Consider the following 14,383-nt stretch of genomic DNA (forward strand, 5'->3'; position numbering starts at 1 on the left):
AGCTTATTGGTACAGAAATGTGCTTTAGCGCAAAATTCTTTATTAATTATCTGAAATTAAATTGGATTTTCTATTTAAGGCTAAAAGGGGCGTCGTTAGAGAAACAGCCAATACCTGACTGTCATAAAGGCGTGTTAACCCTTATCCTGCCTTGAACTGACGAGAAAACCAGCATTTTATACTGCCTTAATTGGTAATAACGTTTCATGCTACTGTTTTTGCCTAAAATCCATAAGGAGATAAAAAAATCTGACACAAGATAAGCAAAAGTGATTTATGTGATTGTGCATGAAATTTCGGTAATTTTGATTGATTATGCAGTTGATAAAAGCAGGCCGGGACGATTGATCCAGGTCATCGCCGAATTGGGCTAAAAATGGCAGGCTTTGGCCTCTTTTCAAGGCGCGGTCTATCAGATTATGCAGTTACAGAAATTAGTCAATATGTTTGGTGGTGATCTCACCCGTCGTTATGGGCAAAAGGTGCATAAGCTGACGCTGCATGGCGGTTTTAGCTGCCCTAACCGTGACGGTACCATCGGGCGTGGCGGCTGCACATTCTGTAATGTTGCCTCGTTTGCCGATGAAGCGCAGCAGCATCGTTCCATTGCCGAGCAACTGGCGCACCAGGCGAATTTAGTTAACCGCGCTAAACGCTATCTGGCCTACTTTCAGGCGTATACCAGCACCTTTGCGGAAGTTCAGGTGCTGCGTTCGATGTATCAGCAGGCGGTGAGCCAGGCCAATATTGTCGGTTTGTGTGTTGGTACCCGCCCGGACTGCGTGCCGGATGCGGTGCTGGATCTGCTTTGCGAATATAAGGACCAGGGCTACGAAGTGTGGCTGGAGCTGGGGCTACAAACCGCCCACGACAAAACACTGCATCGCATCAATCGCGGTCATGATTTTGCCTGCTATCAGCGCACGACGCAGCTGGCGCGTGAGCGTGGGCTGAAGGTGTGTTCTCACTTAATTGTTGGCCTGCCTGGCGAAGGGCAGGCTGAATGTTTGCAAACGCTGGAGCGAGTGGTTGAAACCGGCGTGGACGGCATAAAGCTGCATCCGCTGCATATAGTGAAAGGCAGCATTATGGCGAAAGCCTGGGAAGCGGGGCGTTTGAACGGAATTGAACTGGAGGATTACACGCTCACTGCCGGAGAAATGATTCGCCATACGCCACCGGAAGTGATCTACCACCGCATTTCCGCCAGCGCCCGTCGCCCGACGCTGCTTGCTCCGTTGTGGTGCGAAAATCGATGGACGGGAATGGTCGAGCTGGATCGTTATCTGAATGAACATGGCGTACAGGGATCGGCGCTGGGACGTCCGTGGCTACCTCCAACGGCGTAGGCCATTGAGGGGAATTCCGCATTTCTCACACAATTTATAACGTAACTGTCAGAATTGGGTATTATTGGGGCAGGTTGTCGTGAAGGAATTCCCTAATGAAGCAAATTCGTCTGCTGGCGCAGTATTATGTTGACCTGATGATGAAGTTAGGTCTGGTGCGCTTCTCAATGTTGCTGGCGCTGGCCCTCGTCGTTCTTGCCATTGTGGTACAAATGGCGGTAACCATGGTGCTGCATGGTCAGGTCGAAAGCATTGATGTTATTCGTTCTATCTTCTTTGGTTTGCTGATTACGCCGTGGGCGGTCTACTTTCTATCGGTGGTCGTCGAGCAACTGGAGGAGTCACGACAACGTCTGTCACGACTGGTGCAAAAACTGGAGGAGATGCGCGAGCGCGATTTGAGCCTCAACGTTCAGTTAAAAGATAATATTGCCCAGCTAAATCAGGAAATCGCCGTTCGTGAAAAAGCGGAAGCAGAACTGCAGGAAACCTTCGGCCAACTGAAAATTGAAATCAAAGAGCGCGAAGAGACACAAATTCAGCTCGAGCAGCAATCCTCATTCTTACGTTCCTTCCTTGACGCTTCACCCGACCTGGTTTTTTATCGTAACGAAGATAAAGAGTTTTCCGGCTGTAACCGCGCGATGGAGCTGCTGACCGGAAAAAGCGAAAAACAACTGGTTCACCTGAAACCTGCTGATGTTTACTCACCGGAAGCCGCTGCGAAAGTCATTGAAACCGATGAAAAAGTGTTCCGTCATAATGTGTCACTGACCTATGAGCAGTGGCTGGATTATCCCGACGGACGCAAAGCCTGCTTTGAAATCCGTAAAGTACCGTACTACGACCGCGTGGGTAAACGTCACGGTTTGATGGGCTTTGGTCGCGACATTACCGAGCGTAAGCGGTATCAGGATGCGCTTGAGCGCGCCAGCCGCGACAAAACGACGTTTATCTCCACCATCAGTCACGAATTGCGTACACCGCTGAACGGTATCGTCGGCCTGAGCCGCATTCTGCTGGATACTGAACTCACCGCCGAGCAGGAAAAATATCTCAAAACCATCCATGTTTCGGCTGTCACGTTGGGGAATATCTTCAACGATATTATCGACATGGATAAGATGGAACGGCGCAAGGTCCAGCTTGATAATCAGCCGGTTGATTTCACCAGCTTCCTTGCCGATCTGGAAAATCTCTCCGCATTGCAGGCGCAACAAAAAGGATTGCGCTTTAATCTGGAGCCGACGCTGCCATTACCGCATCAGGTCATTACCGACGGGACGCGTTTACGGCAGATCTTGTGGAACCTCATCAGTAACGCCGTCAAATTCACTCAGCAAGGCCAGGTTACCGTGCGCGTGCGCTACGATGAAGGCGATATGCTGCATTTTGAAGTGGAAGACTCTGGTATCGGCATTCCGCAGGATGAGCTGGATAAAATCTTCGCCATGTATTACCAGGTGAAAGACAGTCATGGCGGTAAACCTGCCACCGGCACCGGTATTGGTCTGGCCGTTTCTCGTCGTCTGGCGAAAAATATGGGCGGCGATATTACGGTTACCAGCGAACAGGGCAAAGGTTCAACCTTTACGTTGACGATCCACGCACCGTCGGTAGCAGAAGAGGTTGATGATGCGTTTGATGAAGACGATATGCCTTTACCGGCGCTGAATGTGCTGCTGGTGGAAGACATTGAACTGAACGTGATTGTCGCGCGCTCTGTGCTGGAAAAGTTAGGTAACAGCGTTGATGTCGCCATGACCGGCAAGGCGGCGCTGGAGATGTTTAAACCGGGCGAATACGACCTGGTGTTGCTGGATATTCAGTTGCCAGATATGACCGGGCTGGATATCTCTCGTGAACTGACGAAGCGTTATCCGCGCGAGGATTTACCGCCGCTGGTGGCCTTAACCGCTAACGTGCTGAAAGACAAACAAGAGTACCTCAATGCTGGAATGGATGATGTGCTGAGTAAGCCGCTTTCTGTTCCGGCGCTAACCGCGATGATCAAGAAATTCTGGGATACCCAGGATGATGAGGAGAGTACGGTGACGACAGAAGAGAACAGTAAATCAGAAGCATTGCTCGATATTCCCATGCTGGAACAGTATCTCGAACTTGTAGGACCGAAGCTGATCACCGACGGGTTAGCGGTGTTTGAGAGGATGATGCCGGGCTATGTCAGCGTGCTGGAGTCGAATCTGACGGCGCAGGATAAAAAAGGCATTGTTGAGGAAGGGCATAAAATTAAAGGTGCGGCGGGGTCAGTGGGGTTACGCCATCTGCAACAGCTGGGTCAGCAAATTCAGTCTCCTGACCTTCCCGCCTGGGAAGATAACGTCGGTGAATGGATTGAAGAGATGAAAGAAGAGTGGCGTCACGACGTAGAAGTACTGAAAGCGTGGGTGGCAAAAGCCACTAAAAAATGACCCCGGCTAGACCGGGGTGCGCGAATACTGCGCCAACACCAGGGAAATCTTGGCTGCGCCGTAAATTATTATGATGAGTTACAAGGGCACAGCACTGTTTTTCAGGCCGCATGCAGTTAAGATAGCAAAACTTAAATGATTTGTTACATGAATCAGTTAAATGTGTGATGCGTAGCATTTTTATTAAAAAAATTAATGTGTTTCAGTCAATTGCGAAAGGAAGATCACAATGAAGAAAATTGGCGTAATTCTGAGCGGATGCGGCGTCTATGACGGTTCTGAAATTCATGAAGCGGTGTTGACGTTGTTAGCTATTTCACGCAGCGGTGCGCAGGCGGTCTGCTTTGCACCGGATAAGCAGCAGGTTGATGTTATCAACCATTTAACTGGTGAAGCGATGACGGAAACGCGCAATGTGCTGATTGAAGCGGCACGAATAACGCGCGGTGAAATCCGTCCTCTGGCCCAGGCCGATGCCGCTGAACTGGATGCGTTGATTGTGCCGGGGGGTTTTGGCGCGGTGAAGAATTTAAGCAATTTTGCCAGTCTTGGTAGCGAATGCACCGTTGACCGTGAATTAAAGGCGCTGGCACAAGCGATGCATCAGGCCGGAAAACCGCTTGGTTTTATGTGTATAGCACCGGCGATACTGCCGAAAATTTTCGATTTCCCGCTGCGTTTGACCATCGGTACTGATATCGATACCGCAGAAGTGCTGGAAGAGATGGGCGCGGAGCATGTGCCGTGTCCTGTCGATGATATCGTGGTTGATGAAGACAATAAGATTGTCACCACCCCGGCATATATGCTGGCGCAGAACATTGCAGAAGCGGCGAGCGGCATTGATAAGCTGGTTTCCCGCGTGCTGGTTCTGGCTGAATGAGTAAAAGCCGCTTAACGGTGTTTAGTTTCGTTCGCCGTTTTCTTCTGCGGTTAATGGTTGTCCTCGCCATTTTCTGGGGCGGGGGCATCGCGTTGTTTAGCGTTGCGCCTGTTCCTTTCTCAGCGGTAATGGTCGAGCGGCAAGTCAGCGCCTGGCTGCATGGCAATTTTCGTTACGTGGCACATTCTGACTGGGTCAGTATGGATCAAATCTCGCCGTGGATGGGACTGGCGGTGATTGCCGCAGAAGATCAGAAATTTCCTGAGCACTGGGGCTTTGATGTCGCTTCCATTGAGCAAGCCCTGGCGCACAACGAGCGCAATGAAAACCGTATTCGCGGTGCTTCAACGATTTCTCAGCAGACAGCCAAAAATCTCTTTTTATGGGATGGGCGTAGCTGGGTTCGAAAAGGGCTGGAAGCCGGATTAACGCTGGGGATAGAAACAGTCTGGAGCAAAAAGCGTATCCTGACGGTTTACCTGAATATCGCCGAATTTGGCGACGGTGTGTTTGGCGTCGAAGCTGCGGCACAACGTTATTTCCACAAACCCGCGAGCAAACTTACCCGGTCGGAAGCTGCATTGCTGGCAGCTGTATTACCTAATCCACTTCGTTTCAAAGTCTCCGCGCCATCGGGCTACGTGCGTAGCCGTCAGGCGTGGATTTTACGGCAGATGTATCAGTTAGGCGGTGAGCCGTTTATGCAACAACACCAGCTTGATTAAGCTTCGCGCGAAGTGAGGGCCAGCGTTTTGCTCTCACGAGGTTGCAGATCTTTCTGCAGGGCAATAGCCAGCGCCGGTTGGGCGATAAATCGTTTCCATAACCGCTCTTGCTTACGCAGACAACACCACTTCGACCAGGTCGCCAGTGGAATCAATGTGCTTTCACCAATGTTGTCGCAGACGACGGGGGTAACCTCTGACTCACTGATGCGGTGACAGAGGATATTCTGCGGCTTCAGCGACATCGTCACGATACGGTTATCCTGCAAATAACGCTTCAGCTGTTTCAGTAACTGGCGCAGTTGTGCAATGTCTTCTTCGTAACGGCATTGTTCTGCAAATTCGGTCAGCGTAATGGAAGGCTTGCCGTCGAAATCGGCAATCACATCGTAGACATAACCGGTTCCGCAATCCGTCTCAACGGTACCGTGATAGCGCGGTATTCCACTCCAGTCTTTTAACCGGCGACCAAGATGCGCGTAGTACTTTAACTCACGGCGGATCTCTTTATCGCCACCATCGCCACGATGGTAGACAATCTTGATACAGCGTTGGGCATCTTCCGGATGCGCATAACATTTCCGATGTCTTCCGGTGCCCAGGGGACTTTGTTCAGATAAGCGAATCATGCCATCTCCTGGAAATATTTTCTGACGATCTCCAGTATGGTCGATTAACTTAAACGAAATCTAAACAATGCTTCTTAAGGTTTTCTTAAGGTTCTTCTGAAAGTAAAAAAGCGCACGAAATGTACAATCGACGTTGATTGATAACGATTTCAGTACGCGCTTTTCTTATTGCCGGGGGAGCTTGAAGGGATTTGAATGTCAAAGTGATGAAGATTAATCTTCATCAAAACCAGAGTTAAAGAGGGCGATAACGGCGGCCAGTGCTTCCTCTTCCTGTGGACCGGTCGCTTCAACTTCAATCTGCCGTCCTTTGGCAGAATCCAACATCAGCAGCGCAATAACGCTGTTGGCTTCAGCCTCGGTGCCTTCGTCATTACGTAACAGCACTTCAGCGTCAAAACCCTGCATTAATTCAAACAGCTTCATTGCAGGCCGGGCATGCATGCCCAGCTTGTTTGTGATTTCAACAGTTTGCTTGACGGTCATGGTTTACGTTTTTCCAGCGTCCGATGGCGTGACTGGACGTTTTTACCGCGCGAGCGGAAGTAGTCTGCCAGTTGCTCTGCAATATACACCGAACGGTGCTTCCCGCCGGTACAACCAATGGCGACCGTCAGGTAGCTACGGTTGTTGGTTTCCAGCATAGGTAACCATAGCTCAAGATAGCTTCGCGTCTGGTAGATAAAATTGTGTACTTCTGTGTGGCGGTCGAGGAACGCGGCGACAGGTTTATCAAGACCTGTCATTGGGCGCAGTTTCGGATCCCAGTGCGGGTTCGGCAAGAAGCGCACGTCAAAGACGTAATCTGCATCGATAGGGATACCGTGTTTGAAGCCGAAAGACTCAAAGACCATGGTCAGTTCACGTTCACGTTTACCCAGCAGACGGGTACGCAGCATTTCTGCCAGCTCGTGAACGGACATTTCTGAGGTATCGACAATCAGATCCGCTCGCGAACGCAGAGGCTCCAGCAAATCGCTTTCTTTGTCGATAGCACTTTCCAGCGACAGGTTTTTGCTGGAAAGCGGATGCAGTCGGCGCGTGTCACTGTAACGACGAATTAAGGTATTACGGTCGGCATCCAGGAACAGTAGTTGCGGTGAGAAAGCGTCAGGCAGGTTACTCATCGCCTGTTCGAATATTTCTGGTGACTCCGGCATATTACGAACATCAATGCTGACGGCGGCAGAAATCTCTCGATCGGCCAGAGTTCGAGCCAGATCGGGTAACAACACTACGGGAAGGTTATCCACGCAGTAAAAACCCATATCTTCCAGCGCACGCAGGGCGACAGATTTACCTGAACCTGAACGTCCGCTGACGATCATCAGTACCATGTACTGTTTCTCCTCACAACGTCTAAAAGAGACATTACCGAATAACTACGCTTCATCCGGAGTACCTTCGGTATCCGTAATGATTTGATACAGCTCTTCATCGCTCTGGGCTGCGCGTAAACGGCGGCAGATGGTTTTGTCCGCCAGACGTTTCGCTACCAGCGACAGAGTATGCAGGTGCGTTTTAGTTTGGTCTGCCGGCACCAGCAGGGCAAAAAGTAAGTCTACCGGTTGGTTGTCGATGGCATCGAAAGCTATAGGCGTTTCGAGCTGAACGAAAACGCCAACGGCACGCAGAGTATCTTCTTCCAGTTTGCCATGCGGAATGGCAATACCATTGCCGATACCGGTACTGCCCATTTTTTCCCGCGTCAGGATAGCTTCAAAAACCACCTGGGGCGCCAGGCTAAGTTGTTTCGCCGCCAGCTCGCTGATGATTTCCAGGGCGCGTTTTTTGCTCTGACAGTGGACGCGGCTTCGCGTACATTCCCTGTTAAGAACACTGCTAAGCTGTAGAGTTGTATCATTATTTGTCATAATTTCACCTAAGAACCTGCCCACTCAAACAGTGGAACAGGCTCGGAGCATTAACCGTACAAATGGCCCGTTGTGCCGCACAACAGGCCGCCATGCACATGCTAATTGCCCGGACAATTAGTGTTGTTTCAGTTTATCTTTATGTTTGGTCAACTGGCGTGCCAGCTTATCAATTAAGCCATCAATGGCAGCGTACATGTCCTGACCTTCCGCGCTGGCATGAATTTCACCACCGTTTACATGCAGTGTTGCATCTGAGGTGTGGGTGACCTTCTCCACTTTCAGAACAACATAGACCTGGTTGATTCGGTCAAAATATTGCTCAAGTTTGGCAAATTTGGCTGTAACAAATTCGCGCAGTGCCTCGGTGATCTCGACGTTATTTCCGGTAATGTTGAGCTGCATAGTGTCTTCCTTATCGGTTGGGTCAAACGAGCTGTTTACGCTGGTTTGACGGCGGAATGGATAAAGACTCTCGGTACTTCGCAACAGTGCGGCGTGCCACCATGATACCTTGTTCCGACAGCAAAGAGGTTAACTTGCTGTCGCTCAACGGTTTCGCTGGGTTTTCCGCCGCGATTAATTTCTTCACCAGTGCGCGAATCGCTGTGGAAGAGGCTTCACCCCCGCCTTCAGTATTGACGTGACTGGAAAAGAAATACTTCAGTTCAAAAATGCCTCGTGGACTATGCAGGTATTTTTGCGTGGTCACGCGAGATATCGTCGATTCATGCATCTCGACGGCCTGGGCGATATCAGCCAGTACCATCGGTTTCATATATTCTTCGCCTTGCTCAAAGAAGGCTTGCTGCTGTTCAACGATACAGCGACTCACGCGCAGTAGCGTATCGTTACGGCTTTCCAGACTCTTGATCAACCATTTGGCATCCTGCAGATTGCTGCGGATAAACTGGCTATCACCATCGTTGCGCGCGTTATTGCACATCGAGGCGTAGTGCTGGTTGATTTGCAAACGCGGAATGCTGTCACTGTTGAGTTCTACCGTCCAGTGACCGTTATGCTTACGCACCAGCACATCTGGAATGACATACTCAGGTTCGCCAGTCTGGATCGACTGCCCGGGGCGCGGATCGAGCGACTGGATCAGATTGACGGCTTCTTTCAGCACATCTTCTTTCAGACGCGTGACGCGCATTAAAGTGCGGAAGTCGTGATTGGCTAATAGATCGAGATGATCGCTAATGATCAGTCTGGCCTCTTCCAGCCATGGCGTGGTCTTATCGAATTGGGAGAGTTGGATCAGCAGGCAGTCACGCAGATCTTTTGCCGCCACACCGACCGGATCAAACCGTTGGATCCGCTTAAGGACGGCTTCAACTTCGTCGATGTCAATCTCTTCATCGCCCATACTTTCGAGAATATCTTCCAGCGGGACAGTCAGATAACCGGTGTCATCAACGGCATCGACGATAGAGGTAGCAATCGCGCGGTCAGTGTCGGAAAATGGTGTCAACTCGACCTGCCACATCAGGTAATCCTGTAAGGTCTGTGTCGTTTCGCCCTGATAGACCGGCAGCTCGTCGTCAATGTAGTCACCGCTGGTGCCGGATGGTGTACCAGCGGTGTAAATGGTGTCCCAACTGGCATCGAGCGGCAGCTCTTCCGGCATCTCTTTTTGTTCGAGCGCGTCGGCGGTGTCCAGTGTTTCACTGTCTTGCGTTTCGCGGGTGTCGATTTCTTCATGAGTGTCGATTTGCTCAAGCAGCGGATTGCTCTCCAGCGCCTGCTGTAGCTCCTGCTGAAGTTCCAGCGTCGACAACTGCAACAGACGAATTGCCTGTTGGAGCTGTGGCGTCATCGCCAGTTGTTGGCTAAGCCTGAGTTGCAAACCTTGCTTCATGTTCAGAATCGTACTCTCCTGCTAAAACGTCGCAAACTTCTACCCTATCAGAGTCTGAAGTCTTCCCCAAGGTATACACGCTTAACGTGTTCGTCTTGTAAGATTTCTGTAGGCGTGCCGTGGGCGATCAAATGCCCCTGACTGACGATATAAGCGCGTTCACAAACCGCCAGTGTTTCACGCACGTTGTGGTCAGTGATCAGCACGCCCAGGCCGCTGTCGCGCAGGTGCTCAATGATGCGTTTAATGTCGATAACCGAGATCGGGTCAACCCCGGCAAACGGTTCGTCGAGCAGAATAAATTTCGGATTCGCAGCCAGTGCGCGGGCAATTTCTACACGGCGACGTTCACCCCCGGAGAGTGACTGCCCCATGCTGTCACGCAGGTGCTCAATGTGAAACTCTTCCATCAGCTCGTTCGCGCGGTCTTCACGTTGTTCAGCAGACAAGTCGTCACGAATTTGCAGTACCGCCATCAGGTTATCGTAAACGCTGAGGCGACGGAAAATGGAGGCTTCCTGCGGCAGATAGCCGATACCGCGGCGCGCGCGTGCATGCAGAGGCAGCAGACTGATATCGTCATCATCAATAATGATGTTGCCCGCATCGCGCGGCACAATGCCAACAACCATGTAGAAAGTGGTGGTCTTACCGGCACCGTTTGGCCCCAGCAGACCGACAATTTCCCCGGAGTTGACGGTCAGGCTGACGTCTTCTACCACGCGACGGCCTTTATAGGCTTTTGCAAGGTTCTTTGCAGTTAATGTTGCCATAACGAATTAATTACCCTTCTTCTGTGCCGGGGTCTGGCCTTTATTGTTTTTGTCCTGCAGCTGCGACGGCACCAGAACGGTGGTTACGCGCTTGCCTTTGTCGCTGAAAGCCTGCATTTTCTGCTCTTTCACCAGGTAAGTGATCTTATCGCCCTTAATGTTGCTATCGACCTGCTGCAGATAAGCATTACCCGTCAGAACGACAAAATCTTTTGCCAGTTCGTAGTGCATCTGTGAAGCGTGACCTTCAACGGGTTTACCGTTGTCCTGCATCTGGTAGAACGTTGCCGGTTTACCGTAGCCGTCAATCACTTCTTTACCTTGTTCGCCGCCCGGACGGGTAACGACCACTTTGTCGGCATTAATTTTGATGGTGCCCTGGGTGACGATGACATTGCCGGTAAAGGTAACCACGTTGCCTTGCATATCAAGAGATTGCTGGTCCGATTCAATGTGGATCGGCTGATCAGTGTCTCCGGTTACGGCAAATGCCGGAATGCTGGCGGCCAGAAGTGAGCTGGCAAGCACAAGATTAAGGCTGAGTTTGTTTGTTTTGAATTTCATAGGATGTTCTAACCTTTTCAATCAGCTCGGCGTTCTTGCTGCGTAAGTTGCCGCGCATTTTCAGACCGCTGGAGTTAAATGTTGTTCCGTATAACGTGACGAGGTCTTCAGAGGTAACATCCTGCGTCACCAGATTGATCTGCGCGTTATCCGTCGTGATTCTGCGAAGTTGAGAGTCCGGCACGAGTGCATTGACTTCAACGTGTCCATATAAATAGAGCATCCGGTCATTGGTCAGCTTGGCTTTATCTGCTTTTACGGACCATGTCGGGATTTTATCCTTATCAAACGTGGTAAGTACCGGCTGCGTAAACCACGAAACGGCCTGATCGGAATAATATTCAACGTGTTGAGCAATCAATCGATAGCTTAGTGCCCCTTCTGGGTTATAGACGAGCGTGTCCGTATGCTCGCTTTTATAGGTGGGATCATTGTTGTTGACGACCACCTGGGCGGTATCGTCTTTTTCGGCCATATTAATGCCGATCATCACCAGAACCGCCAGTGATAGCACAATGATAACCCAACGTCTGGCTTTACTCATATCGATTGCCCTTTGGCTTCATCCAGTTTGCCCTGCGCCAGGAGTAATAAGTCGCAAACTTCTCGCACTGCGCCACGACCGCCAGCAATGCGCGTCACGTAATCGGCGCGCGGGATCAACAGTGGATGCGCATCGGCCACGGCGACGCTTAAACCCACTTTTTCCATTACCGGCCAGTCGATGAGATCATCGCCGACATAAGCCACATTTTCCGGGGCAATCGCCAGTTTTTCCAGCAGATCGCTAAAGGCGATCAGTTTGTTTGACTGCCCCTGATACAAGTGAGTGATCCCCAATGTGGCACAACGATCTTCTACCAGTTTAGCCTTTCGCCCGGTAATGATAGCGACTTCAATATCAGAGGTGAGCGCACAACGAATGCCATAACCGTCACGAACATTGAACGCTTTCAGCTCTTCGCCGTTATTGCCCATATAAATCAGGCCATCTGACAGTACGCCATCAACGTCGAGGATCAGCAGACGAATGTTCTCTGCTTTTGCCATAACGTCGGCGCTGACAGGGCCGTAACAGGTCGCAAGCGACGCACCTGCTTTGCTCATTGTTGTTTATCCTTGAATCTTTACACTACGCCTGCACGCAGTAAATCATGCATATGTAACACACCGAGTAAATGGTCGCCATCGGCAACCATCACGGAGGTGATATGGCGGGACTGCATTAAGTTCAGTGCCTCAACGGCCAGAATGCCTGGGCGCACGCGTATTCCCCCCGGCGTCATCACATCGGCAATACTTAACTGACGAACATCCACGCCCATATCGAAGACACGGCGTAAATCACCGTCGGTAAAGATGCCTTCAATCATCATATTGTCATCGCAAATGACAGTCATACCAAGATTTTTGCGGGTAACTTCCAGCAATGCGTCACGCAGACTGGCCGTTTTCTTAACATGCGGGATCTCATCGCCCGTATGCATAATATCGTTTACGCGCAGCAGAAGTTTACGACCCAGTGCGCCGCCTGGGTGTGAGAGCGCAAAATCTTCAGCAGTAAAGCCGCGTGCTTTTAACAGCGCGACAGCGAGGGCATCGCCCATAACCAACGTGGCGGTTGTGCTGCTGGTCGGTGCCAGCCCTAACGGACAGGCTTCTTTCGCTACTTTAACACACAGATGCACATCTGCGGCGCGCGCCATGCTGCTCTCCGGGCGACCGGTGATGCAGATTAACGGTACGTGAAGACGCTTAAGCACTGGAATTAAGGCCGTGATTTCGCTGGATTCACCTGAGTTAGAGATAGCAATCACCACATCCTGTGGGGTGACCATGCCTAAATCACCATGCGCGGCTTCGCCAGGATGGACGAAAAATGAAGGTGTACCGGTGCTGGCAAATGTTGCTGCCATTTTGCGCCCGATGTGCCCCGATTTCCCCATCCCCATGACGACAACTTTCCCTTTACACCAGAACATCTTTTCACAGGCAAGCGTGAAATTCTGATTGATGTATTGATCAAGCTCCGCCAGGCATTCACGTTCAATCGCCAGGACTTCTTTACCTGCTTGCTGAAAGTCAAAACCCGGTTGTAACTCTACGTGCGACATAATGCGTTTCCAGTTATTCAACGAGTATTGGCGATAACCAGTACAACATCGCCAGCCATACGATAAATCCGCCAGTTAATAATACCCCTACACCACGGCCCGGTTGCGGGGAGCGCCGCCAGCACAGCAACGCAAAAATAATGCTCACCAGCAACATCACGCTGTAGTCACGACTGTACGCCAGTGGATCAATCTCTCCTGGCGTTATCAGCGCGGGTAAACCCAACACGATGACAATATTAAAAATGTTTGCACCAATGATATTTCCGACCGCAATGTCGTTTTCACCTTTGCGAACCCCCGCTATTGCGGTTGCCAGTTCCGGCAGGCTGGTTCCGATAGCAATTGCCGTCAGACCCATCGTCAACTCGCTAATGGCAAAGTAATTCGCCAGCACCGTGGCGTTATCAACTACCATCCGCGTGGCCACTGGCATAATGATCAGTGCGATGCCGAGCCATAAAAATGCGACGGGCAATCCACCTTCACGCGGCAGCTCTGCAAGCTGCTCTCTGGTCAGGCTGTCAGTCCCCTGACGTTCAGCCTGACGTGCAAGTTTAACAATGAACAGCAGCCATAGCACAGCCAGAAAGAGGAGAAAGATACCATCGCTGCGACTAAGTTGTCCGTCATAGAGTACGGAACCGGCCACCACGCTGACCAACAACATTAAGGGTAATTCACGGCGTAGAACATCAGAATGGACGGTAAAAGGACGAACCAGCGCAGCCAGACCGAGGATCAGCAATATATTGATAATGTTTGAGCCGAGGGCTGTACCAACGGCTAAATCGCGTTGTTCGTGCAAAGACGCGGCAAGCGAGACGATGATTTCTGGTAACGATGTACCAATACTGACCACCGTCATGCCGATGATCAACGGCGGGATGCCAAAGGTTCGGCAAAGAATAGACGCGGCAAAAACCAGGCGGTCGGCACTGTAAACGACCAAAAGTAAACCAACAATTAACAGTGCCGTAGCTAAAAGCATCTAACGTCCTTTCTTCAGGTATACTCGCCGGTCCGCTGAAGATTTTCAGAAAGCCGTAACAGATTCTTAATTTTGACTTTATGCGGCTAAAAAGTAAAACAAATGCCAGCTTTCGCTAACCACGGCAGGTAATATTCTGTAAATATGTTGGGTTCAAGGTTAAATTGAGCGCCATGCTTAGAAAATCA

16 protein-coding genes are annotated in these 14,383 nt (G+C 50.7%); 4 read left to right on the top strand and 12 right to left on the bottom strand.

Translation table 11 applies throughout. The features are described 5' to 3' along the window. Positions 1-419 precede the first annotated feature (419 nt). The 4 genes from yhcC (at position 420) to mtgA (ending at position 5,389) form a co-directional block, all read left to right on the top strand. Positions 420-1,349 (top strand): TIGR01212 family radical SAM protein, encoded by a 930-nt coding sequence (gene yhcC, locus EAS44_RS03385; protein WP_001296449.1) that lies wholly within the window; start codon positions 420-422, stop codon positions 1,347-1,349. A gap of 95 nt (positions 1,350-1,444) precedes the next feature. Continuing rightward, positions 1,445-3,781, top strand: a complete 2,337-nt coding sequence (gene arcB, locus EAS44_RS03390) for an aerobic respiration two-component sensor histidine kinase ArcB (protein ID WP_000809780.1) — start codon at positions 1,445-1,447, stop codon at positions 3,779-3,781. A gap of 229 nt (positions 3,782-4,010) precedes the next feature. After that, a complete protein-coding gene (gene elbB, locus EAS44_RS03395) occupies positions 4,011-4,664 on the top strand; it encodes an isoprenoid biosynthesis glyoxalase ElbB (RefSeq protein WP_000719794.1) in 654 nt (217 codons plus the stop codon). Further along, positions 4,661-5,389 carry a monofunctional biosynthetic peptidoglycan transglycosylase gene (gene mtgA, locus EAS44_RS03400; RefSeq protein WP_000047069.1) on the top strand — a complete coding sequence of 243 codons (729 nt, stop codon included), beginning with the start codon at positions 4,661-4,663 and terminating at the stop codon, positions 5,387-5,389. The genes elbB and mtgA overlap by 4 nt, the downstream gene beginning before the upstream one ends. Here the strand turns inward: mtgA and yrbL are convergent. The 12 genes from yrbL to yrbG all read right to left on the bottom strand — a co-directional run bounded on the left by yrbL (position 5,386) and on the right by yrbG (position 14,195). After that, on the bottom strand, positions 5,386-6,018 hold the full coding sequence (yrbL, locus tag EAS44_RS03405) for a PhoP regulatory network protein YrbL (RefSeq protein ID WP_000620407.1): 633 nt from the start codon (positions 6,016-6,018) through the stop codon (positions 5,386-5,388). The genes mtgA and yrbL overlap by 4 nt on opposite strands. 213 nt (positions 6,019-6,231) lie before the next feature. Continuing rightward, complete coding sequence (gene npr, locus EAS44_RS03410) at positions 6,232-6,504, bottom strand: PTS phosphocarrier protein NPr (protein ID WP_000216791.1); 273 nt, start codon at positions 6,502-6,504, stop codon at positions 6,232-6,234. Beyond that, complete coding sequence (gene rapZ, locus EAS44_RS03415) at positions 6,501-7,355, bottom strand: RNase adapter RapZ (RefSeq protein ID WP_000243741.1); 855 nt, start codon at positions 7,353-7,355, stop codon at positions 6,501-6,503. Before rapZ ends, npr begins: the two co-directional genes overlap by 4 nt. Positions 7,356-7,400: 45 nt before the next feature. Then, entirely contained in the window at positions 7,401-7,892 is a 492-nt protein-coding gene (ptsN, locus tag EAS44_RS03420; protein ID WP_000183674.1) for a PTS IIA-like nitrogen regulatory protein PtsN, read from the bottom strand. A 117-nt stretch (positions 7,893-8,009) separates the two neighbouring features. Next, complete coding sequence (hpf, locus tag EAS44_RS03425) at positions 8,010-8,297, bottom strand: ribosome hibernation promoting factor (protein WP_001176599.1); 288 nt, start codon at positions 8,295-8,297, stop codon at positions 8,010-8,012. A gap of 22 nt (positions 8,298-8,319) precedes the next feature. Next, positions 8,320-9,753 (bottom strand): RNA polymerase factor sigma-54, encoded by a 1,434-nt coding sequence (rpoN, locus tag EAS44_RS03430; RefSeq protein ID WP_000809051.1) that lies wholly within the window; start codon positions 9,751-9,753, stop codon positions 8,320-8,322. Between the two features lie 47 nt (positions 9,754-9,800). Beyond that, positions 9,801-10,526 (bottom strand): LPS export ABC transporter ATP-binding protein, encoded by a 726-nt coding sequence (lptB, locus tag EAS44_RS03435; protein ID WP_000224099.1) that lies wholly within the window; start codon positions 10,524-10,526, stop codon positions 9,801-9,803. A 6-nt stretch (positions 10,527-10,532) separates the two neighbouring features. Further along, positions 10,533-11,090 (bottom strand): lipopolysaccharide ABC transporter substrate-binding protein LptA, encoded by a 558-nt coding sequence (lptA, locus tag EAS44_RS03440; protein ID WP_000669785.1) that lies wholly within the window; start codon positions 11,088-11,090, stop codon positions 10,533-10,535. Beyond that, positions 11,059-11,634, bottom strand: coding sequence for an LPS export ABC transporter periplasmic protein LptC (lptC, locus tag EAS44_RS03445; RefSeq protein ID WP_000030537.1), 576 nt, complete (start codon positions 11,632-11,634; stop codon positions 11,059-11,061). Before lptC ends, lptA begins: the two co-directional genes overlap by 32 nt. Next, the gene (kdsC, locus tag EAS44_RS03450) at positions 11,631-12,197 is read right to left on the bottom strand and encodes a 3-deoxy-manno-octulosonate-8-phosphatase KdsC (RefSeq protein ID WP_000030016.1); all 567 of its coding nucleotides are present in this window, start codon (positions 12,195-12,197) and stop codon (positions 11,631-11,633) included. Before kdsC ends, lptC begins: the two co-directional genes overlap by 4 nt. A gap of 20 nt (positions 12,198-12,217) precedes the next feature. Next, complete coding sequence (gene kdsD / locus EAS44_RS03455) at positions 12,218-13,204, bottom strand: arabinose-5-phosphate isomerase KdsD (RefSeq protein WP_001295557.1); 987 nt, start codon at positions 13,202-13,204, stop codon at positions 12,218-12,220. A gap of 13 nt (positions 13,205-13,217) precedes the next feature. Then, on the bottom strand, positions 13,218-14,195 hold the full coding sequence (gene yrbG, locus EAS44_RS03460) for a calcium/sodium antiporter (protein WP_000922880.1): 978 nt from the start codon (positions 14,193-14,195) through the stop codon (positions 13,218-13,220). Positions 14,196-14,383 lie beyond the last annotated feature (188 nt).

This window comes from Escherichia coli DSM 30083 = JCM 1649 = ATCC 11775 (genome assembly GCF_003697165.2).
GTDB lineage: Bacteria > Pseudomonadota > Gammaproteobacteria > Enterobacterales > Enterobacteriaceae > Escherichia > Escherichia coli.

What these genes read in the sequence shown, in the direction of transcription:
- yhcC (WP_001296449.1), top strand. Translation starts at nt 420, where the DNA reads ATGCAGTTACAGAAATTAGTCAATATGTTTGGTGGTGATCTCACCCGT.
- arcB (WP_000809780.1), top strand. Translation starts at nt 1,445, where the DNA reads ATGAAGCAAATTCGTCTGCTGGCGCAGTATTATGTTGACCTGATGATG.
- elbB (WP_000719794.1), top strand. Translation starts at nt 4,011, where the DNA reads ATGAAGAAAATTGGCGTAATTCTGAGCGGATGCGGCGTCTATGACGGT.
- mtgA (WP_000047069.1), top strand. Translation starts at nt 4,661, where the DNA reads ATGAGTAAAAGCCGCTTAACGGTGTTTAGTTTCGTTCGCCGTTTTCTT.
- yrbL (WP_000620407.1), bottom strand. Translation starts at nt 6,018, where the DNA reads ATGATTCGCTTATCTGAACAAAGTCCCCTGGGCACCGGAAGACATCGG.
- npr (WP_000216791.1), bottom strand. Translation starts at nt 6,504, where the DNA reads ATGACCGTCAAGCAAACTGTTGAAATCACAAACAAGCTGGGCATGCAT.
- rapZ (WP_000243741.1), bottom strand. Translation starts at nt 7,355, where the DNA reads ATGGTACTGATGATCGTCAGCGGACGTTCAGGTTCAGGTAAATCTGTC.
- ptsN (WP_000183674.1), bottom strand. Translation starts at nt 7,892, where the DNA reads ATGACAAATAATGATACAACTCTACAGCTTAGCAGTGTTCTTAACAGG.
- hpf (WP_001176599.1), bottom strand. Translation starts at nt 8,297, where the DNA reads ATGCAGCTCAACATTACCGGAAATAACGTCGAGATCACCGAGGCACTG.
- rpoN (WP_000809051.1), bottom strand. Translation starts at nt 9,753, where the DNA reads ATGAAGCAAGGTTTGCAACTCAGGCTTAGCCAACAACTGGCGATGACG.
- lptB (WP_000224099.1), bottom strand. Translation starts at nt 10,526, where the DNA reads ATGGCAACATTAACTGCAAAGAACCTTGCAAAAGCCTATAAAGGCCGT.
- lptA (WP_000669785.1), bottom strand. Translation starts at nt 11,090, where the DNA reads ATGAAATTCAAAACAAACAAACTCAGCCTTAATCTTGTGCTTGCCAGC.
- lptC (WP_000030537.1), bottom strand. Translation starts at nt 11,634, where the DNA reads ATGAGTAAAGCCAGACGTTGGGTTATCATTGTGCTATCACTGGCGGTT.
- kdsC (WP_000030016.1), bottom strand. Translation starts at nt 12,197, where the DNA reads ATGAGCAAAGCAGGTGCGTCGCTTGCGACCTGTTACGGCCCTGTCAGC.
- kdsD (WP_001295557.1), bottom strand. Translation starts at nt 13,204, where the DNA reads ATGTCGCACGTAGAGTTACAACCGGGTTTTGACTTTCAGCAAGCAGGT.
- yrbG (WP_000922880.1), bottom strand. Translation starts at nt 14,195, where the DNA reads ATGCTTTTAGCTACGGCACTGTTAATTGTTGGTTTACTTTTGGTCGTT.